Source organism: Vibrio sp. Vb0304 (assembly GCF_033338995.1).
GTDB classification, from domain to species: Bacteria; Pseudomonadota; Gammaproteobacteria; order Enterobacterales; family Vibrionaceae; genus Vibrio; species Vibrio alginolyticus.
Window position 1 is genome coordinate 1 of sequence record NZ_JAWOTT010000029.1, and the last position, 25,011, is coordinate 25,011.

Here is a 25,011-nt window from a genome sequence, read left to right on the forward strand (position 1 = left end):
GCGGGGTGGAGCAGCTTGGTAGCTCGTCGGGCTCATAACCCGAAGGTCGTCGGTTCAAATCCGGCCCCCGCAACCAAATACAAGACGATAGATTGAGTACTTATTTAGTATACAATTGTTAAGTCGTCTACGGATGCGCCGCTTGATTCAACGCCTGCTTCTCGCAACCAATCACATCGCTCTTTTCATAATGCTGCGAAGCATGAATCCCCAAAAGCTAAACTTTTATCCGCATCATATGATGTCGGACGATTTCGTTTGTGTTTAAAACACGATATGAATCGGCTGACGTACAAGTATGATGAGGCTTCGCGTGTTTTATCTACTTTAATTAACAGAGTTATCCACATACGTCGTTCTGTGGATAAGTTGGTTGATAAAGTGTTTTTAGCTTGACTTTTTATGATGGGGAAGAAAGATCTTTTCTCTAAAGTGAAGTGGAAACAACAAAGAAATATCAATTAACTCTTTGTTATATAAGGAAAAAATAAGTTTTTTGTCGGATCGAGTACGTTAAAATACGATCATTAACTGGTATTTTTTTGATCCTAGTCATTTCTCCGAGCTGTGTTTAACTTTTTTCTGCTAGCTTGTTTTTCTTGAATCTCAAATTTTTTTCCACATTACAAAATTGAGAACAAGGTCATGAATTGAACATGCAAAAGTACTTTCAATCTCTTGCATATAGACTACGCTCTATGCGTCTCTCGGCAGTCCCTTCTCGACTATCCTTATTAAGCGTTGCTTTTTCGTCTCTATAGATGAATTACTCTCAGTGGGGAGTTGATTCAGTTGCTCTGTCAAAGCCCATTTAATGTGCTCATCAAGTAATTTATTTTCACCTTGCCGACTTTCCAGCGCATCTATGATTCGCTGACTATATTCTGCATTACCAAGTGCGACAGCGATGTTACGTAGCCACTGTATATGACCAATACGACGGATAGCGGAGCCTTCCATATTTTTTAGAAAAGTCGCTTCATCCCAGTTAAACATGTCGACGAGGTCAGGGTTTTTGAAACTGTCACGACGGTGGAAATCATCTTGCTCCGTTATGTCGGCGTAGCGGTTCCATGGGCAAACCAATTGACAGTCGTCACAACCATAAATGCGGTTACCCATTGGCTTTCGAAACTCTTCAGGAATCACGCCATCGAACTCGATGGTGAGATAAGAGATACAACGCCTGGCATCGATAACTTTGTCTTCAACGATGGCTTGTGTTGGGCATGATGTAATGCATGCTTTGCATTTACCGCACTGATCAACGCTTGGCTCATCTACGGGTAGTGGTAAGTCGATAAGTAGTTCACCTAAAAAGAACCACGATCCACAGTCTTGATCTAAAATCAGGGAATGTTTCCCGGTCCAACCTAAGCCCGCTTTTTGGGCGAGAGGTCGCTCTAATATTGGTGCGGAATCAACGAAAGGTCGGTAACCATATTGACCAACCTCTTGTTCAATAAGTTTGCCGAGTTTATTTAGCTGCTTTCTGACGAGCTTGTGATAATCACGCCCTAGTGCGTAGCGGCTAATATAGGCATGACTTTTATTCGCGAGGTTTGAAGCGAATTGAGCCTCTGGTGGCAGATAGTCCATCCGGACGCTGATAACACGAACGGTTCCCGGGAGTAGCTCATGGGGTCTAGCACGCATCATACCGTGACGAGCCATCCAATCCATTGAGCCGTGATAGCCTGCATCAAGCCATTTTTGTAGTGCTGCTTCATGTTCACTCAGATCAACGTCGCAGATCCCAACTTTTTGGAAGCCGAGTTCTTTTCCCCAAACTTTGATTTGTTGTGCGAGTTGTTCGTAGTTCATATTAACCACCGGAATAAAGGGGGGCGGATCTTAACGGATCTCTGGCTTTGGTGCTACCCAGTTAGGTACGTTTTTGATGTTGTGAATACTGCTTATTGAAGTCATTTGCATATATTCTAAATCTAGGTCGATACTAAGATGATTAAGATACCGTTTATTGGATACTTTTTTCGCACATATGACATTTGAAAGCTTGTCTCTCAAAACCAACACGGTTTACTATTCCTGTTCTTTTGATTTTTATATAGTCAACGATCATTAGTTAGAGAAGCATCAATGAGCACGAAACAATTCAATTTAAAAGATGAGCATGAAACGGTTGCACTAGGCACCGCTTTGGCTCAGCTTTGTTCCCAGCAAACCACAATTTATCTGCATGGTGATTTGGGTGCAGGTAAAACAACCTTTAGTCGTGGTTTTGTCCGTGCTCTTGGTCATCAAGGTAACGTGAAAAGTCCAACTTATACTCTAGTCGAACCGTACCAGTTGGATCAGTGGCAAGTATATCACTTCGACCTTTATCGTCTTGCGGATCCTGAAGAGCTTGAGTTTATGGGGATTCGAGACTATTTCACAGACGATGCGATTTGCTTGGTTGAATGGCCTGAAAAAGGGCATGGCTTACTGCCACAACCGGATCTTGATGTAAACATTCGCTACCAAGGTGAGCAACGTGTAGCCGAACTAACAGCTAATAATGATTATGGTGTGCAGTTACTCAGTCGATTGGAGCTATGTTGAGTTTTTCTAATTTTAGAGTAGTGGCGACGTTTGTCGCCACTTTTCTCCTTCTCATCCCCAATTTAGCATTTGCTAACGTCGTTAAGAGTTTTCGAGTTTGGCCTTCACCTGATGAAACACGTGTTGTCATCGATTTAGGCTCGGAAGCTGACTATTCCTATTTCTCTTTATCAGGGCCGGATCGCCTTGTCGTGGATTTAAAAAGCACGACGATGCAGGCCAAACTGCCTGTTACTGTTACGGATAGCCCTGTTTTAAAACTGGTACGAAAAAGCTCGCCTCCAGAGAAGGGCACTTATCGTTTGGTGTTTGAACTAAAAAAGAGCGTTCAAGCGGAATTATTTAAATTAAGCCCAACACCAGGTGGGCAGTATGGTCACCGCTTGGTGATTGATTTACCGCACGGTAAGAAGGCATCGACCTCTAAACCGAGTAAGCCAGCGGCGGCCAGCAAAGACATGAGTTCAGTTCAACGAGCTCAAGAAGTGTTAATTGTTATCGACCCTGGTCACGGTGGGGAAGACCCTGGCTCTATTGGCCCTTCACGTCGTAAGTACGAGAAAGATGCGGTATTGAGTATCTCAAGAAAAATTGCTGCTCAGCTCGATGCGACTCCTGGTATTAAAACGCGCATGACTCGTACGGGAGATTATTTTGTAAACTTAAACCGTCGTGTCGCGATTGCTCGTGAAAATGATGCGCACTTGCTGATCTCCATTCACGCAGATGCGTTTACTTCACCGAAGCCCCGCGGTGGATCGGTCTTCGTACTAAATACTCGTCGTGCAAATACCGAAATTGCTCGTTGGGTCGAGAACCATGAGAAACAGTCTGAGTTATTGGGCGGCTCGGGTAATGCGTTCTTCACGAAGACAAAAGATCGTAACGTGAACCAAACTTTGTTGGACTTGCAGTTTAGTCATTCACAAAAAGAAGGTTATAAGCTGGCAACAGAAATCCTAGGTGAGATGGGACGTGTTGCGCACCTGCATAACACCAAACCGATCAACACCAGCCTTGCGGTTTTACGCTCTCCACAGATTCCGTCTGTGCTAGTGGAAACGGGCTTTATTTCTAACCCAACAGAAGAGCGTTTACTGTTTCAACGAGCGCACCAAGATAAGTTAGCTCAGGCTATCACTAAGGCGGTCGTCAAGTACTTAAAAGATAACCCACCAGAGGGTACGGTGTTCTCGCCTTCAGCGAAGCCAATGGTACATATTGTAAAGCGTGGCGAGTCATTATCGGTGATCGCGAACAAATATGGGCTTAGCTCTAAAGCGCTGATGTCGGCAAACAACTTGAAGTCGACAGGCTTGGCAATTGGTCAGAAGCTCAACATTCCTTCTGCTGGTACGATTAAAGTGCCAAGTAAACCGATTACTGTTGAGACAGAAACCATTACGCACAAGGTTAAGTCTGGTGAGTTCTTAGGTAAGATTGCGAATCACTATAAAGTGAAGGTTTCAGATATCCGCCGAGAGAATAACTTGAAGTCAGATACCTTGTGGGTAGGGCAAAAGTTGAAGATAACGGTCGCGGTAAAAGATAAACCGATTCGTAAGCACAAGGTTTCTCGGGGTGAGTTCCTTGGCAAAATAGCGTCCAAATACGGCGTTAGCGTATCGAGCATTCGTAAAGCGAATAACTTACGCTCTGATCAGCTAGCGGTTGGGCAAGTCCTGATCATTCCAAACAAGTAGGTGAGCTTCTAACTCATTATGACGATTAAAATTTTGCCAGCCAGACTTGCAAACCAAATCGCCGCAGGGGAAGTGGTCGAAAGACCTGCTTCTGTGATTAAAGAGCTGGTTGAAAATAGTCTTGATTCTGGCGCAACTCGAATCGATATCGATATCGAGAAAGGAGGCGCAAAGCTGATTCGTGTTCGTGATAACGGAAAAGGTATCGCGAAAGATGAACTCGGCTTAGCGCTCAGTCGTCATGCGACATCTAAGATACATACCTTAGATGATCTCGAAGCCATTATGAGTCTAGGTTTTCGCGGTGAAGCGTTAGCCAGTATTAGCTCAGTCTCGCGTTTGACGCTCACGTCGCGTCCTGCGGCACAAGAAGAAGCCTGGAGTGCCTACTCCGAAGGGCGTGATATGCAGGTGAAGCTTAAGCCAGCAGCTCACCCGATTGGCACTACCGTTGAGGTGTTGGACTTATTTTTTAATACTCCAGCGCGTCGCAAGTTTCTTCGTACGGAGAAAACCGAATTTGCTCATATTGATGAGTTATTGAAACGCATTGCGTTAAGCCGCTTTGATGTCACCATCAATGTGCGTCATAACGGCAAGATCATCCGTCAATATCGCGCGGCGAAAAATCAGCTTCAAACCGAAAAGCGTATTGCTGCTGTCTGCGGTAATGCGTTTGTGCGGCATATGCTCAGAATCGAGCTTGAGCATCAAGGGTTAAAGTTACATGGGTGGATTACCACACCAGAGGGAGCAAGGCAGCAAAGCGATTTACAATATTGCTATGTGAATGGCCGAATGATGCGTGACAAATTAATCAATCACGCGATTCGTCAAAGCTATGAAATGAGCTTAAAGCCAGATCAGTTTGCTGCGTATGTGCTCTTTATTGAGCTAGATCCGCACCAAGTAGATGTGAATGTTCACCCTGCTAAGCATGAAGTGCGTTTCCACCAAGCTCGTTTGGTGCATGATTTCATCTATCAAGCTTTGACGGATGCACTTTCACAAAGCGCCGTGATTGATAAACCACAGGTGAATGAATCGGCATTTCATCGCGTGGAACCGACTGAGTCTGAAGAGATTGAGCATTCGCCAGAGCCTGAAAAAGTACAAGAGCCAGCATCTTCACCAGTACCAGAACGGGTTTATCAAGCGATAGAGAGTACACCGGCTTATCCTGGACGCAGTGATTATGAAGTGAAGCCTCGTAATAGCGGTCCTAGTGAAACCTCCGTGCGAGAGGCGCGCGTAGTGGAGTCATTCAAACGTAATGATTGGGTGGAATCCAAACCCGCACCAAAGCCAAGTCACAGTAAAGAGCGCCACGTAGAACCAGCGCCAACTAAACAAGAAGTACGCGCTTATCACGAGCTGTTGAAAACGCCAGAGTTTGAGGCTCAGGCAGTCACTCCAATAGCGCCCCAAACGATAACTTCGCACACATCAATGCCATCGATTACTGCATTAGGCAAAGCGCTGATGGTGGTCGATGAACAATTTGTTTTGATGGACAGTGACAGTGGGGCGGCGTTAGTCTCGTTACCTAGAGCAGAATTTTATCGTGTAAAAGGCCAGCTCACTCCAAGCGATGGTGCACTTAAGGCACAACCTCTGCTTGTTCCTCTATCTATTAAGTTAGAGGCCGAATTAGTGAGACTGGCCCAAGATTATCAACAAGATTTGGCATTGCTTGGTATTCAATTGAAAGCGAGAAACGAGCACGCCTTAATGGTGATGGGCGTTCCAGCTCCGCTGCGTCAACAAAACTTACAAAATTTAGTACCAGATCTGTTATCTTACGCGCAATCTTGTGTGAACGAAGGTATAGCAGCGGCTCAGATGCTGTCTGAGTTGATAGATTGGCTCGCATTACAGGTCACGACAGTGAAGAGTCACTATACTTTTTCTGAAGCCATTCAAATTATTGCGGAACTTGAACAGCTAAGACATGGTCAATTGCCATTAGAAGATACAAAATTCGTATCCGCTGTTGATTTCTCTGCCACGATAGCCAAATTAAAACCATGACAGATAAACTACCTTTGGCGCTATTTTTAATGGGGCCAACTGCATCAGGCAAAACTGAGCTGGCGATTAGTCTTCGTCAAAAATTTCCGATTGAGATCATCAGTGTTGATTCTGCTTTGATCTACAAAGGGATGGATATCGGTACGGCGAAACCGGATGAAAAAGAGTTAAGTTTGGCGCCTCATCGCTTGATAGATATTTTGGATCCAAGTGAATCTTACTCTGTCGCCGACTTTCGTCGAGATGCATTGAAAGCGATGGATGATATTGTTGCAGAAGGAAAAATTCCACTTCTTGTGGGTGGAACAATGCTGTATTACAAGGCGTTACTTGAAGGTTTATCACCACTTCCTGCTGCAAATCCTGAAATTCGTCAGCAAATTGAACAAGAGGCATTGACTAAAGGTTGGTCAGTGTTGCACGATGAACTCAAAGAGGTTGATCCTGTGTCAGCCGCGAGAATCCATCCCAATGATCCCCAACGTTTATCTCGGGCATTGGAAGTTTTTCGCATTTCAGGTAAAACTTTGACTGAATTGACTCAAACGAAAGGTGAAAGCCTACCATACCGAGTCAAGCAGTTTGCAATAGCTCCCAAGGATAGGGCAGAACTTCACCGTCGGATTGAACTCCGTTTCGAGAAGATGATGGAAGCGGGCTTTGAAGAAGAAATGAAAGCGTTACATTCGCGAAAAGATCTTCACCCCGATCTTCCTTCCATACGATGCGTCGGTTACCGACAGATGTGGGAGTATTTAGATGGGGAGTGTACACGTGACGAAGCGGTATTTCGTGGCGTATGCGCGACTCGTCAATTGGCCAAGCGTCAAATCACCTGGTTACGCAGCTGGGATGATTTAACTTGGTTGGATAGCGAGAACATTGAACAGGCATTAGAAACGATGTCGGAAGCAATAGCATCTGATTGACATAGCTGTGTATAATGTGATCGTTTTTGCGTGAACGCACTCTCAAAGGATCTGTTGTTGGCGGTTTTTATACTATGCTGCTAATTACTTAGAGTGCATTTTTGATTCGTTTAGCTCAGATGCAAAAGCCGTATCTTTTGCATTGCACCACTAGCTAAATAATTACAACTACAAATTAAATAAGGAAAATAAAAATGGCTAAGGGGCAATCTCTACAAGACCCATTTCTAAACGCGCTACGTCGTGAGCGTATCCCGGTATCTATCTACCTTGTGAATGGTATTAAACTACAAGGTCAGATCGAATCATTCGATCAATTTGTGATCCTGCTGAAGAATACTGTTAACCAAATGGTGTACAAGCACGCGATCTCAACAGTTGTGCCGGCTCGTCCAGTGAGCCATCACAGCGGTGAACGTCCACAAGGTGAGCGTCCACAAGAGAAATCAGAAGATTAATTCTTCATCGAGTATTTTTAAAATAAGGAGTTGATTGCTTGTTTGACCGTTATGAATCCGGTGAGCGAGCCGTACTTGTTCATATCAACTTCACGCAAGAAGGTGAATGGGAAGATCTGGCTGAGTTCGAAATGCTGGTTTCTTCTGCTGGGGTAGAGGCGCTACAAGTGGTAACTGGTAGTCGTCAATCCCCACACCCGAAATACTATGTCGGAGAGGGTAAGGCCCAAGAGATTGCTACAGCGGTACAATCAACGGGTGCCGAAATTGTGATTTTTAATCACGCCCTCTCTCCTGCCCAAGAACGTAACCTCGAAGCACTGTGCCAATGTCGAGTTCTCGACCGCACTGGTCTTATTCTCGATATCTTTGCTCAACGAGCTCGAACACACGAAGGTAAGCTACAGGTAGAGCTGGCTCAACTTCGTCATATCTCTACTCGTTTGATTCGTGGTTGGACGCACCTTGAAAGGCAGAAAGGTGGTATCGGTTTACGTGGCCCGGGTGAAACCCAGCTGGAAACCGACCGTCGCTTATTGCGTGACAGAATCAAAGCCATCCTGCGACGCTTAGACAAAGTAGCGAAGCAGCGTGAACAAGGGCGCCGCGCCCGAAATCGAGCTGAAATCCCAACGGTTTCACTTGTGGGTTACACCAACGCGGGTAAGTCGACACTCTTCAACCGTATTACAGAAGCTGGCGTGTACGCGGCTGATCAATTATTTGCTACTTTGGACCCGACTTTACGTAAGATAGAGTTAGCAGATGTTGGCCCTGCCATCTTGGCAGACACGGTTGGTTTTATTCGACATTTGCCACACGACTTGGTTGCGGCCTTCAAGGCAACCTTGCAGGAAACGCAAGAAGCTGACATTTTGTTACATGTTGTTGATGCCAGTGATGAGCGTTTTCGTGAGAATATTCAAGCTGTTCATGAAGTACTAGAAGAGATCGACGCGCATGAAGTGCCGACTCTGGTTGTCATGAACAAAATCGACAATCTAGATTCGCAGAAACCACGTATAGAACGAGACGAGGAAGGCGTACCTCGCGCAGTTTGGGTTTCAGCAATGGATGGGTTGGGCATTGATGTCCTGTTTGAGGCTCTGACGGAACGTCTGGCGTCACAAATGGTCGAGCATCAGTTGCGAATTCCTCCACAGTATCAAGGACGATTCCGTAGTACCTTCTTCCAAATGAAGTGTATTCAACGTGAGGAATATGACCAGGATGGTAACTTGTTGATCGATATTCGAATGCAGCAAGTAGATTGGTCTAGACTTGAAAAAAGAGAAGGGGCAGTTTTGACTGGCTTTATAGTCACTTAAAGGACTGCTACAGTATAACGTCATATCAAATGATGGAGCTTTCTAATGGCGTGGAATGAGCCTGGAAATAACAACGGCAACAATGGCCGCGATAATGACCCTTGGGGTAATAATAATCGTGGTGGCCAGCGTCCTGGTGGCCGAGATCAAGGTCCGCCAGATTTAGATGAAGTGTTCAACAAACTGAGTCAAAAGCTGGGCGGCAAGTTTGGTAAAAAAGGCGGCGGTGGTTCTCCAATCGGCGGCGGTGGTGGTAGTGCAATTGGCTTTGGCGTGATTGCTCTGATTGCTGTTGCAGTTTGGTTCTTCGCTGGTTTTTACACCATCGGTGAAGCAGAGCGTGGTGTTGTACTGCGTTTAGGTAAATACGATCGTATCGTAGACCCAGGTCTTAACTGGCGTCCTCGCTTTATTGATGAGTACGAAGCGGTAAACGTACAAGCGATTCGTTCACTACGTGCATCTGGTCTAATGCTGACCAAAGATGAAAACGTTGTAACAGTTGCGATGGATGTTCAGTACCGAGTGACTGACCCATACAAATACTTGTACCGTGTAACCAATGCAGACGACAGCTTGCGTCAAGCAACGGATTCTGCACTACGTGCAGTAATTGGTGACTCATTGATGGATAGCATTCTAACCAGTGGTCGTCAGCAAATTCGTCAAACTACGCAAGAAACACTGAACCAAATCATTGATAGCTATGATATGGGTCTGGTACTTGTTGATGTGAACTTCCAGTCTGCTCGTCCACCAGAGCAAGTGAAAGATGCGTTTGATGATGCAATCGCAGCACGTGAGGATGAAGAGCGTTTCATTCGTGAAGCTGAAGCATACAAGAACGAAATCTTGCCTAAGGCAACGGGTCGTGCAGAGCGTTTGAAGAAAGAAGCACAAGGTTACAATGAGCGTGTCACTAACGAGGCTCTTGGTCAGGTAGCACAGTTCGAAAAACTACTACCAGAATACCAAGCAGCGCCTGGTGTAACGCGTGATCGTCTGTACATCGACGCAATGGAAGAGGTGTACTCAAGCACTTCGAAAGTGTTGATTGACTCGGAATCAAGCGGCAATCTTCTTTACCTTCCAATCGATAAGTTGGCGGGACAAGAGGGCAAAGCAGATACCAAACGTAAATCGAAGTCATCTTCAACCTATGATCAAATTCAACTTGAGTCTGATCGTACACAAGAAGACACTTCGAACACGCAGTCTCGTTCAACAGGTTCACGTCAAGGGAGATACTAAGAATGCGTAAGTTAATGATCCCTGTACTGGTAATCGCACTGGCATTAATGTTGATGTCTTTGTTTGTGATTCCTGAAGGTGAGCGCGGTATCGTGGTTCGATTTGGTCGTGTCTTGAAAGACAATAACGACATCACTCGAATTTACGAGCCTGGTCTGCATTTCAAGATGCCTTTGTTTGACCGTGTGAAACAACTTGATGCACGTATCCAAACGATGGATGGTCGTGCAGACCGTTTCGTAACGTCTGAGAAAAAAGACGTTATCATTGATACCTACGTGAAGTGGCGTATTGAAGATTTTGGTCGCTACTACCTCGCGACAGGCGGTGGTAACTCGCTAACGGCAGAGGCACTACTTGAGCGTAAAGTGACGGACGTGCTTCGTTCTGAAATCGGTGCTCGTGAAATCAAACAGATCGTATCTGGTCCACGTAACGATGATGTGCTACCAGAAGACGCAAGTGCCGATGTTGTCGCAACTGAAGCGGCTCGTGAGGCGCTTGAGATTGATGGTGAACGCGACCTAATCATGTCTGAAGTATTGAAAGACACGCGTGAAAGCGCAATGAAAGACTTGGGTGTTCGTGTCGTTGATTTCCGAATGAAGAAAATCAACCTGCCTGATGAAATCAGTGAGTCTATCTACCGTCGTATGCGTGCGGAGCGTGAGTCCGTAGCTCGTAAGCACCGTTCTCAAGGTCGTGAAAAGGCGGAAGTTATTCGTGCTCAAGCAGAACTAGAAGTAGCAACTATTCTAGCTGAAGCTGATAAAACTGCGCGTGTGACACGAGGTGAGGCGGATGCTGAAGCTGCGAAGATTTATGCTGAAGCGTACAACAAAGACCCTGAGTTCTTTAGCTTCCTACGCTCGCTACGTGCGTATGAGAAGTCCTTCAGCTCTAAGAGCGATATTCTGGTACTTGATCCGAAGAGTGAGTTCTTCCAATACATGAACCAGTCGAAGGGCAGCATGGAGAAATAATCTCCGCGTCTCATTGAAATAAAAGGCTCCTTAGGGAGCCTTTTTTTGTATCTGATGCTAAGTGCTAGATCATCATGATGGCGATTACGGCTCCAGCAACTACTAGGCAGCCACCGATGCGTCGTAGCTGATTGTTGGGTTGTTCACTTAATTGAGCCACCATATTCCGCCAACCGTTAGGAGCAATCAGTGGCCCAATGCCTTCCACGATTAAGACGAGCCCAATCGCCAACCATATGGATTCAGACATAGCGCTTTCCAGTCGAATAGAGAAAGCTAAATACTATCAGTGATATGCTGATTTCAAAATGAACAAAGCGGCAAGATGACATTCTGGTAGCAACTCTGTGAACAAAAAATGACTGCAAGAAGCGTGATTCGGTGCTAGAATCCATTTTTAACTAGCAATCAGACTTGGAAAGATGGGAAATAACGTAGTCGTTCTAGGCACCCAATGGGGTGACGAAGGTAAAGGTAAAATCGTAGACCTTTTAACTGAAGATGCAAAATACGTGGTACGCTACCAAGGCGGTCACAACGCAGGTCACACTCTCGTAATTGACGGTGAAAAAACCGTTCTTCACTTAATTCCATCAGGTATCCTTCGCGATAACGTAAAATGTGTTATCGGTAACGGTGTTGTACTATCACCTGAAGCTCTACTTAAAGAAATGAAGCCTCTTGAAGAGCGCGGTATTCCAGTACGCGAGCGTCTTTTCATTTCTGAAGCATGTCCGCTAATTCTTCCTTACCACGTTGCAATGGACCAAGCTCGCGAAATCGCTCGCGGTAAAAAAGCTATCGGTACTACTGGTCGTGGTATCGGTCCAGCATACGAAGATAAAGTTGCTCGTCGCGGTCTACGCGTTGGCGACCTATTCGATATGGCGACTTTCGCAGAGAAGCTAAAAGAAGTCATGGAGTTCCATAACTTCCAACTAGTTAACTTCTACAAAGCGGAGCCAGTAAGCTACGAAGAAGTACTTGAGCAAGCTAAAGGCTACGCTGAACTACTAACGTCAATGGTTATCGACGTAACTGACGAACTAGACGCAGCACGCAAGCGCGGCGACAAGATCATGTTCGAAGGCGCACAAGGTACACTACTTGATATCGACCACGGTACTTACCCGTACGTAACGTCTTCTAACACGACAGCTGGTGGTGTTGCTGCAGGTTCTGGTTTTGGTCCTCGTCACATCGGTTACATCTTGGGTATCGCGAAAGCGTACTGTACTCGCGTTGGTGCTGGTCCATTCCCGACTGAACTATACGACGGTTTAGATAAGCAAGATCCAATTGGTAAGCACTTAGGTGAAGTTGGCCACGAGTTCGGTGCGACAACTGGTCGTCTACGTCGTACAGGTTGGTTCGATGCTGTTGCTATGCGTCGTGCAATCCAAATCAACTCTGTATCTGGTTTCTGTCTAACTAAACTAGACGTACTAGATGGTCTAGAAGAGCTAAAAATCTGTACTGGTTACAAGATGGAAGATGGCTCTGTGCTAGAAGTTTCTCCGATGGCTGCTGAAGCATTCGAAAAAGCAACGCCAATCTACGAAACAATGCCAGGTTGGTCTGAGAATACATTTGGTGCTAAGTCACTAGATGCTCTACCACAAGCAGCTCTTGACTACATCAAGCGTATTGAAGAGCTAACTGGCGTTCCAGTAGACATCATCTCTACAGGTCCTGACCGTAACGAAACTATCATCAAAGTTCACCCATTCGAAGCTTAATTGATAGCCGTTAAAGATTGCAAAAGCCGACCTTATGGTCGGCTTTTTTGTATCTGAACAAAAACAGCGTGACTCTCATATGGCAAGCTTTTGCCGCTGAGCCTAAATCAGAGGCAAAAATTGTCTAAAGCTTAGCTGTTTTTTGCCGATAAGGTTATCAAGCAGAGGAGATCCTTCACCGATCTTTGGTTTCTTAGATACCTTAAGGGTACGTTTATGAAGTTACGAACAGTGGCTGCTTCACTGTTGTTGACCTTGGTTGCTACCACAGTGAAAGCCAATGTTGCTGATGTGGGGGCACCAGTTCCGATCTATACCGAAGCAGAGCTGATAAAGCTTATTGAGCAAAATAAGCACTTACAACGTGTGCGCGCTGATAACTGCCAGCTGGTGGAGGATATCGTAGCTCGTGCGACTCGAATTAACTTACCCGCTTATGAATTTCTATACGGAGATATGTTGGCTTGGGGTGTGTGTGTCGAGCAAGATGTCGAACTGGGTCTTTACTACATCGAAAATGCAGCGCATCAGGGGTTACCTGCTGCACTAGAGCAGATTGGCCGATACTATTCGCGTGGCACTTTAGTACAGCAAGATAAAGAACGTGCAATTCCATATTTGCGAGAAGCTGCGTCAATGGGAAACCTAAACGCGCGTATTCATCTGGCCGAGTTGCTTTTACGTGATTATGGCAGTCCACTCGATTACGAAGATGCGTATCGTTGGTTATATAACTCTGTCACAGCAGATAAGCGGCAGCATAAGCGCATAACTGTATTGAGAAACGGCCTTGAACAGCGCATGCCACAAAACGTTATTGCTCGAGCTAAACGGCGAGACACCTTTTGGTAACGCTTCAATATTGCAAACAACTTCATACAACAAAGCCCACGTCACGTGGGCTTTGTTGTTTTCCCGATAGTTGGTAGCGCTTAAACCACTTTGTGTGGACCGAAGCATTCGTAATGGAATTGCTCTTCTGGTACGCCAAGTTCTAATAGCTGTTTCGCTATGTGCTGCATAAATCCTACAGGGCCACAGAAGTACACCTGCACGTTATCTTGCTTTAATGCAGCTTCAATTTCATACAGATTGACCAAGCCCGTGAAGTGGAAGTCTTCACCTAGTTTGTCTTCTGTCGTTGGTTGGTTATACCAAACGAGCGCGTTCATATTTTCTTTTTCTGCAACGAGTTGGTTTACGTGTTGCTTGAAAGCATGCTGTTGGCCATTTTCTGTTGCATGAACCCAAGTTACAGGTGCTTGATGTGCTGAGAGACTTTCTAGCATTGACAGCGTTGGAGTAAGTCCCACACCAGCAGATATTAGAACAACGGGTGTTTGTGGTTCGGCATCCATAAAGAAATCACCGGCAGGGGCCGCAAGCTGCACTTTTTCGCCAATGTTCAGGTTATCGTGCAGGTAGTTCGACACTTTTCCGCCTTCTTCACGTTTTACCGAGATACGGTAAGTGTTCTCTTGGACCGCAGAAGACAGACTATATTGGCGAATTTCTTGGTTTTCTAACTGGTCACTGTTGATGTAGATGCCAAGGTATTGTCCCGGTTTATACGGCGCCACTTTTTGGCCATCGGTTGGCTTGAACACAAAGCTGCAAATGTGTTCGCTCTCAATCTTTTTATCGACTAATTCAAATTCGCGTAGACCGCGCCAGCCGCCTTCCAAAGCTTCATTTTGTTGGTAAATTTGTTCTTCGCGCTGAATAAATACATTCGCAAGTACGCCGTAAGCCTCAGCCCAAGCATCCAACACTTCTTGACCTGGATTAAAAAGCTCATCGATTGTAGCAAGTAAATGCTTACCAACGATTTGGTACTGATCTTCTGTGATCAAAAAGCTCGTGTGCTTATGCGCAATTTTCTCTACTGCGCCAAGCAGAGCTGGCAAATTTTCAATATTGGCAGCATAGGCACAGATAGCGTTGAATAATGCTTCACGCTGATCGCCGTTACGCTGGTTACTCATGTTAAAAATATCTTTCAACTCAGGGTTATGAGTAAACATACGCTCGTAAAAGTGCGCGGTCAGTTTTGGTCCTGTTTCGGCGATGAGTGGTGCGGTCGCTTTGACGATCTCGATAGTTTGATTGCTGAGCATAAGGGCTTCCTACTTTAAGTTGTATTTATAATGCATGTTTAAAGTTGTATCTCAAATGTATCTTTCGATCAAGAAAAGATTTACACTTTTATCGATAGCTCAAGTTTGGGGTTTTAGCATCACCAGTGGGTTATTGAGTCGCACTTTGGGAGAGAATATGCAGTTAACTAGTTTCACTGATTATGCGTTGAGAACCTTAATTTTCTTGGCTTCGTTGCCGGAAGATGAGTTAACCAGCATTACCGAAGTGACGGATTTATTTGGTGTGTCGCGCAACCATATGGTTAAAGTTATCAATCGGTTAGGGCAGTTGGGTTATGTCCATACCGTGCGCGGAAAAAACGGTGGTATCCGGCTGATGAAGCCAGCGTCTGAAATCACAGTCGGTGGTGTTGTGCGCGATTTAGAGCCGTTAGATTTAGTCAACTGTGGTGTGGATTTTTGCCATATTACCCCTGCTTGCCGCCTCAAAGATAAATTGGCGAAAGCAAAAAGTGCCTTCCTGGCGGAGTTGGATGATTGCACGATTGAATCCTTGCTCAGTGACAATTCTGAACTTTTGATCTTGCTGGCTCGTCCTTAACTCATTTGCATGCCTAGAGTCGATCTCGATCATTCTTTTTTCAAAGCAATTCTGTAGCTTATCGAGAGACTCAGATATACTAGCCATATACCTTCCTTGCTAGATAGGCGTGCCTATGTCAGACAATATTCCAAACGATCCTTTTGCAGATCGTGAATCCAAAAATTACGAAAATCCAATTCCAAGCCGAGAGTTTATCATCGAGTTTCTAGAGCAAGCGGGCGTTCCAATGAATCGTAACGACTTGTTTGAGGCACTAAAGCTTGAGGGCGAAGAGCAATACGAAGGGTTGCGTCGTCGGCTACGTGCGATGGAGCGAGATGGCCAACTGGTGTTTACCCGTCGTCAGTGCTATGCATTGCCTGAAAAACTTGAAATGGTGAAAGGTTACGTGATTGGTCATCGTGATGGCCATGGTTGGGTACGTCCAGAAGGCAGCGTCGGCAAGGATGATGATATTCTGTTACCGCACCATCAGATGAAGAACATCATCCACGGTGATTTTGTCTTAGTGCAACCGACAGACAACAGCAAGCGCGGCCGCCGTGAAGGACGTTTGGTGCGTGTGCTAGAGGAGCGCAATGATCAAATCGTTGGTCGTTTCTTCCTTGAATATGGATACTCCTATGTTGTCCCAGATGACTCGCGTATCAGCCAAGATATCCTGATCCCAAATGAGCACAAAGCGGGTGCACGCATGGGTAACGTAGTCGTAATTGAAATTACTGATCGTGGCTCACGCTCACGCGGCATGATGGGTAAAGTGGTTGAAGTCCTTGGTGAAAACATGGCACCAGGTATGGAAACACAAATTGCGATTCGTACACACCAAATCCCTCACGAATGGCCAGAAGCCGTCGATAAACAAATCGAAAACTTAGGCGAAGAAGTACCAGAAGAAGCGAAAGTTGGTCGTGTGGATCTACGTGATTTGCCACTAGTGACCATTGACGGCGAAGACGCACGAGACTTTGATGATGCCGTTTACTGTGAAAAGAACAAAGAAGGTGGTTGGCGTTTATGGGTAGCGATTGCTGACGTCAGTTACTACGTTCGTCCTGACTCTGCGTTGGACAAAGAAGCGATCAATCGTGGTAACTCAGTATATTTCCCTTCGCAAGTTGTGCCAATGTTGCCAGAAGTACTGTCGAACGGTCTATGTTCGCTTAACCCGCAAGTAGATCGCTTGTGTATGGTGTGCGAAATGACCATTTCCGATACAGGTAAGCTGTCTGGTTACAAGCATTACGAGGCGGTGATGAACTCGCACGCTCGTCTCACATATAGCAAAGTGAGCGCGATTCTAGAAGGGGATGAAGAACTACGTGAGCGCTACCAGCCGCTTGTTTCTCATCTAGAAGAGTTGCACAAGATGTACAAAGTGCTGAAAGAAGCACGAGATCAACGCGGTGCAATCGAATTTGAAACCGTTGAAACCAAATTTATTTTCAATGCGGAACGTAAAATCGAAAGCATTGAGCCAGTAATTCGTAATGACGCGCATAAGATCATCGAAGAATGTATGATTTTAGCCAACATTGCTTCGGCATCGCTGGTAGAAAAAGCGAAAGAGCCCGCGCTTTATCGTATCCACGAATCTCCAGGTGAATTACGCCTGCAAGGTTTCCGTGACTTCTTAAGTGAACTTGGTCTTGAGCTAAAAGGTGGTTTAGAGCCTTCACCAACGGACTATGCTGATCTCGCACGTCAAATCTCCGGGCGTCAAGATCAAGAGTTGATTCAGACCATGCTGCTACGCTCAATGAAGCAAGCGGTATACAACGCAGATAACGCGGGGCACTTTGGGTTGGCATTGAAACGCTATGCGCACTTTACGTCGCCAATTCGTCGTTACCCTGACTTGTTACTTCACCGTGCAATCAAGTATCTGATTGCTAAAGAAGAAGGTCGTAATCAAGATCGCTGGACACCAACAGGTGGCTATCATTACTCGTTTGACGACATGGATTTTTACGGCGAACAATGTTCGATGACAGAGCGCCGTGCTGATGATGCAACACGTGATGTTGCGGATTGGCTGAAGTGTGAATATATGCAAGACCACGTCGGTGACGAACTAGACGGTGTTATCGCTAATGTCACTAGCTTTGGCTTCTTTGTACGTTTAACGGATTTGCACATCGATGGTTTGGTACATATTTCTACCCTTGCGAACGACTACTATCAATTTGACCCGATTGGTCAACGACTTATTGGTGAAAGTTTCGGTAACATCTACCGCTTAGGTGATGCAGTAAAAGTAAAAGTACTGGCTGTTAACCTCGATGACAAGCAAATTGACTTTGAATTGGTCGAAACAAGTCGTAAGCTACGCGGCGAAGGTAAGACTGCGAAGAAACGCGCAGCGGAAGCAAAACGCAAAGCGAAAGATAAAAAACGCGCTGCGACTCGCTCTTCATCGAAAGAAGGTGGCGCGGCTCGTGCAATTCCTGCGATAGAGCCAACTAAACGCCCAGAAGAAACGGGCGCAACGAGTAAGCGTAATGGCCCAAAACGTGGTGACGCCGAAGGCAACGAGAAGCCTAAAGTGAAAAAAGCACGTAAAAAGAAGCCGCACAGTAAGCCGAAGAAAACCAAGCGCACTAAAAAAGAAGCGCAGTAGGTTGAAGCGCCAACTTAGTTCAAACTTGGTTGGCGCAGGCAATACGACCAGAACAACAGGTTAAACAATGAGTAACGAATTTATCTACGGCATTCACGCAGTGAAGGCGGTATTGGAGCGCGAACCAGAGCGTTTTATCGAGGCGTACGTTTTAAAAGGTCGTCAAGATGATCGCCTAATGCCAATCCTAAATGATCTTCAGGTTTGTGGTGTTTCTATTCAGCAGATGACACGTAAAACCTTGGATGACAAAGCACGCGGTGCAAATCACCAAGGCATCATCGCTCGTGTGAAACCAGCGAAGCAGCTGAATGAGAACGATATTGATGACATCCTTGCAAAGCACGAATCACCACTGCTCTTAGTGTTAGACGGCGTGACCGATCCACACAATCTTGGTGCGTGTTTACGTAACGCAGATGCGGCAGGTGCTGCGGCGATCATCGTACCGAAAGATCGTTCTGCGCCAATGAATGCGACGGTAAGTAAAGTCGCTTGTGGTGCAGCTGAAGTCGTACCATTGATCCGAGTGACTAACTTGGCTCGTACTATGCGTACATTGCAAGAGAAAGGCATCTGGTTTGTTGGTACTGCGGGTGAAGCAACGCACGACATCTACCAAGCCAAACTGACTGGACCTCTTGCTATCGTAATGGGGGCTGAAGGTGACGGTATGCGTCGTCTGACTCGTGAAACCTGCGACGATTTGATTAAGATCCCAATGGCTGGTAGCGTTTCAAGCTTGAACGTATCTGTGGCATCCGGCATCTGTTTGTTTGAGGCAGTTCGTCAGCGTATTGCTGCAAAGTAACGACGAAACAAACAGTTACTGTAGAATCAGACATAATGATAAAAACAAAGGATGGGGTGCCATCCTTTGTCGTTTTCACCGATTTATAAATAAAAATCCTCAGGGAAGTTATGACTCAACAAGACATTAAATTCATCGCCTTCGATCTAGATGGTACTTTGCTTGATAGCGTGCCAGATCTAGCTGTCGCGGCAGACCAAGCAGTACAGGCGCTTGGCTTTCCATCGGTTTCAGAAGAACAAGTTCGTGATTATGTGGGTAACGGCGCAGACGTGCTTATTGGTCGCTCATTAAGCCAAAGCCTGACCATCAACCCAGAGCTGAGTGAAGAGCTTCGTGCTAAAGCGCGTGTATTGTTTGATGACTACTACGAGCAAAGCGGTCACAAGCTAAGTCATCTTTACCCAACGGTAAAAGAGACACTAGCAGAGCTGCACAAAGCGGGCTTTGTTATGGCGTTGGTGACTAACAAACCTTCAAAGTTTGTGCCTGACGTTTTGGAAAAGCACGACATCGCAAAATACTTCGTTGATGTCCTTGGCGGTGATGCATTCCCAGAGAAAAAACCAAACCCAGTAGCATTGAACTGGTTGATGGAAAAGCACCAAATCCAACCAAGTGAAATGCTGATGGTTGGCGACTCGAAAAACGACATTCTCGCAGCAAAGAATGCAGGCTGTGCCTCATTTGGTCTGACATATGGTTACAACCACGGTGAACCTATTTCAGCATCAAATCCAGATTTCGTCGCTGACAGTTTGGCAGAATTATTGGACGTTGTAGCGGTTTCTGCATAACGGCTACAAAAGAGCTTCCAAAATACTCGTTAATGAGTACACTGAGTAAACCGTGCACCTATTACTGCACGGTTTTTTTCATTTAATTAGATTAAGAAGTCAAAGGAATCATTCTAATGAGCAAACCCATTGTATTGAGTGGTGTTCAACCTTCAGGTGAACTAAGTATCGGTAACTACTTGGGTGCTCTACGTCAATGGCAGCAGATGCAAGACGATTATGATTGCCAATATTGTGTGGTAGACCTTCACGCGATTACGGTTCGTCAGGACCCTAAAGCGCTGCATGAAGCAACTCTAGACGCACTGGCAATTTGTCTGGCAGTTGGTGTTGACCCGAAGAAGAGCACGCTATTTGTTCAGTCACATGTACCAGAGCATGCTCAATTAGGTTGGCTTCTTAACTGCTACACTCAAATGGGTGAGCTGAGCCGTATGACTCAGTTTAAAGACAAATCGGCACGTTACGCGAATGACGTAAACGTCGGTCTATTTGACTACCCGGTGTTGATGGCGGCTGACATTTTGCTTTACGGTGCACACCAAGTACCTGTAGGCAGTGACCAGAAGCAACATCTAGAATTAGCGCGCGATATCGCAACGCGTTTCAACAATATTTACTCGCCAGAGCAGCCAATCTTCCAAGTTCCAGAGCCTTACATTCCGACAGTAAATGCGCGTGTAATGAGCCTTCAAGACGCAACGAAGAAGATGTCTAAATCTGATGACAACCGTAAGAACGTTATCACGCTGCTGGAAGAGCCTAAGTCGATCCTTAAGAAGATCAACAAAGCGCAAACCGATACCGAAACGCCACCAAGTATCCGTCATGATATCGAGAACAAGGCGGGCATTGCTAACCTAATGGGTCTGTACTCTGCGGCGACAGGCATGAGCTTCGAAGAGATTGAAGCGAAGTACCAAGGCGTAGAAATGTATGGCCCATTTAAGAAAGATGTTGGTGAGGCAGTTGTAGCAATGCTTGAGCCAATTCAAGCAGAATATCGCCGTATTCGCGCTGATCGTGCTTACATGGACGAGGTAATGCAGCAAGGCGCTGAGAAAGCCTCGGCACGAGCGGCTGAAACGCTTAAGAAAGCATACGAAGCAGTAGGTTTTGTAGCTCGCCCATAGTTGCTAAGAACGAATACGAAAAAGCTCCACTTTGGGGGAGCTTTTTTTATGCCTGTATTACTGAAATGGTGTGTCTTTCATACAGCGTTCCATGTCGTAATATTCAACACGTCCTCGAGCCCCTAGAAAGGCAGACTTCACAACCATGCCTCTATCAATGAAGTAACTAAGCTGTACGCATGATATATCGTAGCTGAGTTCTTTAATTCTCGCTGGAATCCAGTAGGTTCCTGGCGTTCTTAGACGCTGAGTAAAGGTAATAACACCCTCGTCACTGACTTCTAGCTCTTCAATACCATCCAGTTCATTTTTGGCTGATTCGATGATGTCTTGATTCGCCGTAGGTTGAAGTGGCTCACTGGCGGTCAACTGACACCCCGCTATCAAGCCAAGTAGGGAGATAGCTAGCACACTGCGTTGAATTGTTTTCATTTGTCGTTCCTGGGTTTACAGCTAATGAGATCTTATTGTCTCGCGCAGGTGTTATATCTTTTGTGTATGTTTTTGGCTAGTGAGTAATGAAAAGTTATTGAATAAATCATGAAAACTTTGAAGTATGAGGGGCCTGTATAAGAGAGAACGAAGCGAGTAATAGATTCTTGGGCTTGAACAGTGATACAAGTGAAAATTAAAGCATTCTAAATTAGTGACTAATTATATTTTTTATTTGTAACAGGAACGGTTGGGTTAATAAGCAACTCAACAAGTGATGTATTTTCTACTCCTTAACATGAAGTGAAAAAGTAAACTGAGTAATCAATCTAAATTCTGATTTGTTTATCAATAGCGCTCTGTATTTATTACAAAAAATGTTTGAATGGGATGCTCTGGCATATTTTCTTATATTCACATGTGATTCATTTCACGGCTTTAATTGCTCATTCTTATTTATTTCATAAATAAACCTGATAGTAGACGCAAATGGCAGGCTCTAACCAGAGCTAAATTTGCATTTACATAAATATCAGGTACGACAATGGACACGTTAATCAAACCCTCAATACTCGCATTAACCATCGCCAGTGCACTTAGTGCAAACGCGAACGCAGAGATTATTATTTCCCAATACGTAGAAGGCGGCGCTTATAATAAAGCGGTAGAGATAGCTAATACGGGTGATACTGCGGTGACACTCACTGGCTACGAGTTGGCGAAATCATCAAACGGTGGTGGTACTTGGGGTAGCACATTCGACCTTAGCCAAGTGACGCTACAAGCTAACCAAGTGTATGTACTGGCGCATGGTGACGCGAGCGATACCATCAAAGCTATCGCGGATATCACAGATAAAAGCGTCGCGAACTTTAACGGTGATGACCCGATCGCACTGCTTAAAGATGGTGAAGTACATGACATCATCGGTGTGATGGGTGACGTAGATTTTGGTAAAGACACCACATTAGTTCGTAACAGTGATGCACTAACCCCTTCTGCTACTTATGATGCATCTCAGTGGACGGCATTTGAGAAAGACAACATTGACGGCCTTGGTGAGCTAAATGCGACTGAGCCACCAGCACCATTCGCTTGTGAAGTAGACGGTCAGCAACCTAACTTCACTACCATCCAAGATATTCAAGGTGAAGGCGATACGTCTCCATTCATTGATGGTTACCCATACATTACTGACGAAGATCATTTCGTAACTGGTGTCGTGACTGCTGTTACCACTGGCCTAACCAAAGGTTTCTACCTACAAGCACTAGAAAGTGATAACAACGACAAGACCTCAGAAGGTTTGTTCATTCATACCGATGCGGCAGACACGGAGCTAAAAGCTGGTGACGTTGTTTGTGTGAAAGGTAAAGTTCAAGAGTACTACAGCAATACTCAGCTAGCTTCTGATGCTAACAGCTATGTGAAAACAGGCACCTCTGAAACCCCTCGAGTTACCGATCTTGTTATCAAAGAAGGTGAGACACTACGTGATGCGCTTGAGCGTCATGAAGGGATGCAAGTTGAGTTAACCTCGGCAAGTGACTTGTTTGTAACTCGAAACTTCTCTTACGACTACGATTCACGTCGTAACAATATGATGCTCTCTCATGAAGCGCCATTGTTAAAGCCGACTCAATTACACGCGGCAGAGAGCGATGCAGCCGTTGAGCTAGCAAAAGACAACGCAGCGAACCGCGTATACCTAGAATCAGATGGCAAAGCACCAAACGGCCAAATCCCATACTACCCAGATTTTGCTAAAGATGCAGATCAAGATGGCTCTTCAGAGCAGCACATTCGCCTTGGTTCTCGAGTAGAAGGTCTACAGGGTGTCGTGGCTTACAGCTACAACGAATACCGCCTGATTGCGACAAATGAAGTCAATAACACCAACTTCGTAACTTCAGGTGAAGGCTTCGACGTGGCTCGTAAAGATGCCCCAGCGATTGCGGACTCAGATTTGCGTATTGCAAGCTTCAACGTACTGAACTACTTCAACTCCGTGGCTGACAGTGGTCATGAAAACCCAACCGGACAAAACCGTGGTGCGACTAACCTAGACGAGTTCCTGACCCAACAAGCGAAAATCGTTGCGGCGATGAACAAGATGGACGCTGACATCATTGGTTTGATGGAAGTGGAAAACAACGGCTTTGGTGATGGCAGTGCTATCCAAAACTTAGTTGATGCCCTAAATGCTGAGATTGATGACGCTGAAGATCATTACACGTATGTCGAAATCGAAGAGCAAGACAAATACCAAGACGAATACTTTGGCAGTGATGCGATCATGGTGGCGATTTTATATCGTGCTAACGCAGTAACGCCAAAAGACGCTGCAAAAGTGATCATCACGCCAGAGCAGCACATTGCAGAAAACACAATTACTCGTAAAGAGGGCACAGAAAGTAACCCTGCTTACGATAAGTACCAACGCCACAGTCTACTTCAGACCTTTACGGTGAAAGAGACGGGTGAAGATTTGTCTATTGTCGTAAACCACTTTAAGTCGAAAGGCTCTGAGTGTATTGAAGAGTGGATTGCCGGTGTAGAAGATTCTGAGCCAGCGGATCTGCAAGGCAACTGTAACAACTTCCGCGTTTCTGCTGCGCACGCAGTGGGTGAAGCGTTGAAAGAGGTGAAAGGCGATGTATTGCTCATGGGCGACCTCAATGCTTATGGCATGGAAGACCCACTTCTGACACTGACTGATTACTCGAAAGAGAAATACGGCCGTGACATTTATACTGCTGCTTACACAACCATTGGTGATGGTGAACTTCAAGTAGAGAAGACCAAAATTGAAAAAGGTTACGGTCTGCACAACTTAAACACGTTGCTGCACGGCACTGATACGTTTTCTTACACCTATTCGGGCGAGCTGGGTAATTTGGACCACGCATTGGCAAGCAGTAGCCTAGCGCAAAAAGTGGTAGCAATTGAAGATTGGCACATCAACTCACTAGAGAGTAACTTGTTCGAATACAGCAGCAAGTACACAGGTGATATGCCGAAGTACAAAGATGCGTTCTCTGCCTCTGATCACGATCCAGTGATCATCGCGATTGATTTACCAGATGATGACATCGATTTACCGAAAGCAGGTGACAACTTAGCCGTCGATGTCCGTTTACCACCAACGGCGGTTGTGGGCGATATTGTTACGGTGAACTTAACGCCATCCACACAAGCGGCTGCGGCAAGCAGCGATACGAAAGCTTACTCGGCTAGCCAAACTTTAGTTCAAGCTGATATTGATGCGCGTAGCGTGAATATTGAGTTTGAACAAACGCCAGAGCAAGGTAATTATCAGTTAGAAGAGAAAGTGACTGACTCGACAGGTAATATTGTGAAGTTTAGCTCTGCTCGTGATGTTTCAATGACGCAAACTGAAACTGGAACAGAAGGGTCGAAGGATTCAGATGGTGGTTCGTTTGGTTTTGGCGCGCTATTTGCGCTGCTAGGTCTCGGCTTATTCCGCCGTCGCCGCTAAGCGAATTTACTTCCTGACAAACAGTTCCT

20 protein-coding genes are annotated in these 25,011 nt (G+C 45.6%); 16 read left to right on the forward strand and 4 right to left on the reverse strand.

Annotated elements, in window-relative coordinates; genetic code table 11:
• Positions 1-696 precede the first annotated feature (696 nt).
• On the reverse strand, positions 697-1,824 hold the full coding sequence (queG, locus tag R7P35_RS21270; protein WP_170897537.1) for a tRNA epoxyqueuosine(34) reductase QueG: 1,128 nt from the start codon (positions 1,822-1,824) through the stop codon (positions 697-699).
• 276 nt (positions 1,825-2,100) lie between these two features.
• On the opposite strand from queG, the gene tsaE reads away from it, so the two are divergent.
• From tsaE to hflC, 8 genes are all read left to right on the forward strand, one after another.
• Positions 2,101-2,565 carry a tRNA (adenosine(37)-N6)-threonylcarbamoyltransferase complex ATPase subunit type 1 TsaE gene (tsaE, locus tag R7P35_RS21275; protein ID WP_005381372.1) on the forward strand — a complete coding sequence of 155 codons (465 nt, stop codon included), beginning with the start codon at positions 2,101-2,103 and terminating at the stop codon, positions 2,563-2,565.
• Entirely contained in the window at positions 2,559-4,268 is a 1,710-nt protein-coding gene (locus R7P35_RS21280) for an N-acetylmuramoyl-L-alanine amidase (protein WP_005381374.1), read from the forward strand. The genes tsaE and R7P35_RS21280 overlap by 7 nt, the downstream gene beginning before the upstream one ends.
• Before the next feature lie 18 nt (positions 4,269-4,286).
• Positions 4,287-6,299, forward strand: a complete 2,013-nt coding sequence (mutL, locus tag R7P35_RS21285) for a DNA mismatch repair endonuclease MutL (RefSeq protein ID WP_053303034.1) — start codon at positions 4,287-4,289, stop codon at positions 6,297-6,299.
• Positions 6,296-7,228 carry a tRNA (adenosine(37)-N6)-dimethylallyltransferase MiaA gene (gene miaA, locus R7P35_RS21290; protein WP_053303035.1) on the forward strand — a complete coding sequence of 311 codons (933 nt, stop codon included), beginning with the start codon at positions 6,296-6,298 and terminating at the stop codon, positions 7,226-7,228. The genes mutL and miaA overlap by 4 nt, the downstream gene beginning before the upstream one ends.
• Positions 7,229-7,422: 194 nt before the next feature.
• Positions 7,423-7,686, forward strand: coding sequence for an RNA chaperone Hfq (hfq, locus tag R7P35_RS21295; protein WP_005381379.1), 264 nt, complete (start codon positions 7,423-7,425; stop codon positions 7,684-7,686).
• 38 nt (positions 7,687-7,724) lie between these two features.
• Positions 7,725-9,014 carry a ribosome rescue GTPase HflX gene (gene hflX / locus R7P35_RS21300; RefSeq protein WP_005381380.1) on the forward strand — a complete coding sequence of 430 codons (1,290 nt, stop codon included), beginning with the start codon at positions 7,725-7,727 and terminating at the stop codon, positions 9,012-9,014.
• Positions 9,015-9,059: 45 nt separating this feature from the next.
• Positions 9,060-10,265: an FtsH protease activity modulator HflK gene (gene hflK, locus R7P35_RS21305; RefSeq protein ID WP_017633728.1), complete on the forward strand. Its 1,206-nt coding sequence runs from the start codon at positions 9,060-9,062 to the stop codon at positions 10,263-10,265.
• Positions 10,266-10,267: 2 nt separating this feature from the next.
• On the forward strand, positions 10,268-11,248 hold the full coding sequence (hflC, locus tag R7P35_RS21310) for a protease modulator HflC (protein ID WP_005381382.1): 981 nt from the start codon (positions 10,268-10,270) through the stop codon (positions 11,246-11,248).
• A 64-nt stretch (positions 11,249-11,312) separates the two neighbouring features.
• On the opposite strand, the gene R7P35_RS21315 is transcribed toward hflC, so the two are convergent.
• The gene (locus R7P35_RS21315) at positions 11,313-11,498 is read right to left on the reverse strand and encodes a DUF2065 domain-containing protein (protein ID WP_213905011.1); all 186 of its coding nucleotides are present in this window, start codon (positions 11,496-11,498) and stop codon (positions 11,313-11,315) included.
• Between the two features lie 172 nt (positions 11,499-11,670).
• Between R7P35_RS21315 and R7P35_RS21320 the strand changes: the two genes are divergently transcribed.
• Together R7P35_RS21320 and motX are read left to right on the forward strand one after the other, a co-directional pair.
• Positions 11,671-12,987 carry an adenylosuccinate synthase gene (locus tag R7P35_RS21320; protein WP_005381385.1) on the forward strand — a complete coding sequence of 439 codons (1,317 nt, stop codon included), beginning with the start codon at positions 11,671-11,673 and terminating at the stop codon, positions 12,985-12,987.
• A 216-nt stretch (positions 12,988-13,203) separates the two neighbouring features.
• On the forward strand, positions 13,204-13,839 hold the full coding sequence (gene motX / locus R7P35_RS21325) for a flagellar protein MotX (protein ID WP_005381388.1): 636 nt from the start codon (positions 13,204-13,206) through the stop codon (positions 13,837-13,839).
• Between the two features lie 80 nt (positions 13,840-13,919).
• Here motX and hmpA read toward each other — a convergent pair whose 3' ends face one another.
• The gene (gene hmpA / locus R7P35_RS21330) at positions 13,920-15,104 is read right to left on the reverse strand and encodes an NO-inducible flavohemoprotein (protein WP_213905010.1); all 1,185 of its coding nucleotides are present in this window, start codon (positions 15,102-15,104) and stop codon (positions 13,920-13,922) included.
• Between the two features lie 157 nt (positions 15,105-15,261).
• Between hmpA and nsrR the strand changes: the two genes are divergently transcribed.
• The 5 genes from nsrR (at position 15,262) to trpS (ending at position 21,051) form a co-directional block, all read left to right on the forward strand.
• A complete protein-coding gene (nsrR, locus tag R7P35_RS21335) occupies positions 15,262-15,687 on the forward strand; it encodes a nitric oxide-sensing transcriptional repressor NsrR (RefSeq protein ID WP_005381392.1) in 426 nt (141 codons plus the stop codon).
• 115 nt (positions 15,688-15,802) lie between these two features.
• On the forward strand, positions 15,803-18,310 hold the full coding sequence (rnr, locus tag R7P35_RS21340) for a ribonuclease R (protein ID WP_064368822.1): 2,508 nt from the start codon (positions 15,803-15,805) through the stop codon (positions 18,308-18,310).
• A 67-nt stretch (positions 18,311-18,377) separates the two neighbouring features.
• The gene (gene rlmB / locus R7P35_RS21345) at positions 18,378-19,121 is read left to right on the forward strand and encodes a 23S rRNA (guanosine(2251)-2'-O)-methyltransferase RlmB (RefSeq protein WP_047103967.1); all 744 of its coding nucleotides are present in this window, start codon (positions 18,378-18,380) and stop codon (positions 19,119-19,121) included.
• A 110-nt stretch (positions 19,122-19,231) separates the two neighbouring features.
• Positions 19,232-19,918 carry a phosphoglycolate phosphatase gene (locus tag R7P35_RS21350; protein WP_005382834.1) on the forward strand — a complete coding sequence of 229 codons (687 nt, stop codon included), beginning with the start codon at positions 19,232-19,234 and terminating at the stop codon, positions 19,916-19,918.
• A gap of 116 nt (positions 19,919-20,034) precedes the next feature.
• Complete coding sequence (trpS, locus tag R7P35_RS21355; protein ID WP_213905009.1) at positions 20,035-21,051, forward strand: tryptophan--tRNA ligase; 1,017 nt, start codon at positions 20,035-20,037, stop codon at positions 21,049-21,051.
• A gap of 57 nt (positions 21,052-21,108) precedes the next feature.
• Here the strand turns inward: trpS and R7P35_RS21360 are convergent, their stop codons facing one another.
• Entirely contained in the window at positions 21,109-21,483 is a 375-nt protein-coding gene (locus R7P35_RS21360) for a hypothetical protein (RefSeq protein ID WP_053303037.1), read from the reverse strand.
• A 544-nt stretch (positions 21,484-22,027) separates the two neighbouring features.
• Between R7P35_RS21360 and R7P35_RS21365 the strand changes: the two genes are divergently transcribed.
• On the forward strand, positions 22,028-24,982 hold the full coding sequence (locus tag R7P35_RS21365) for an ExeM/NucH family extracellular endonuclease (protein WP_258458255.1): 2,955 nt from the start codon (positions 22,028-22,030) through the stop codon (positions 24,980-24,982).
• Positions 24,983-25,011 lie beyond the last annotated feature (29 nt).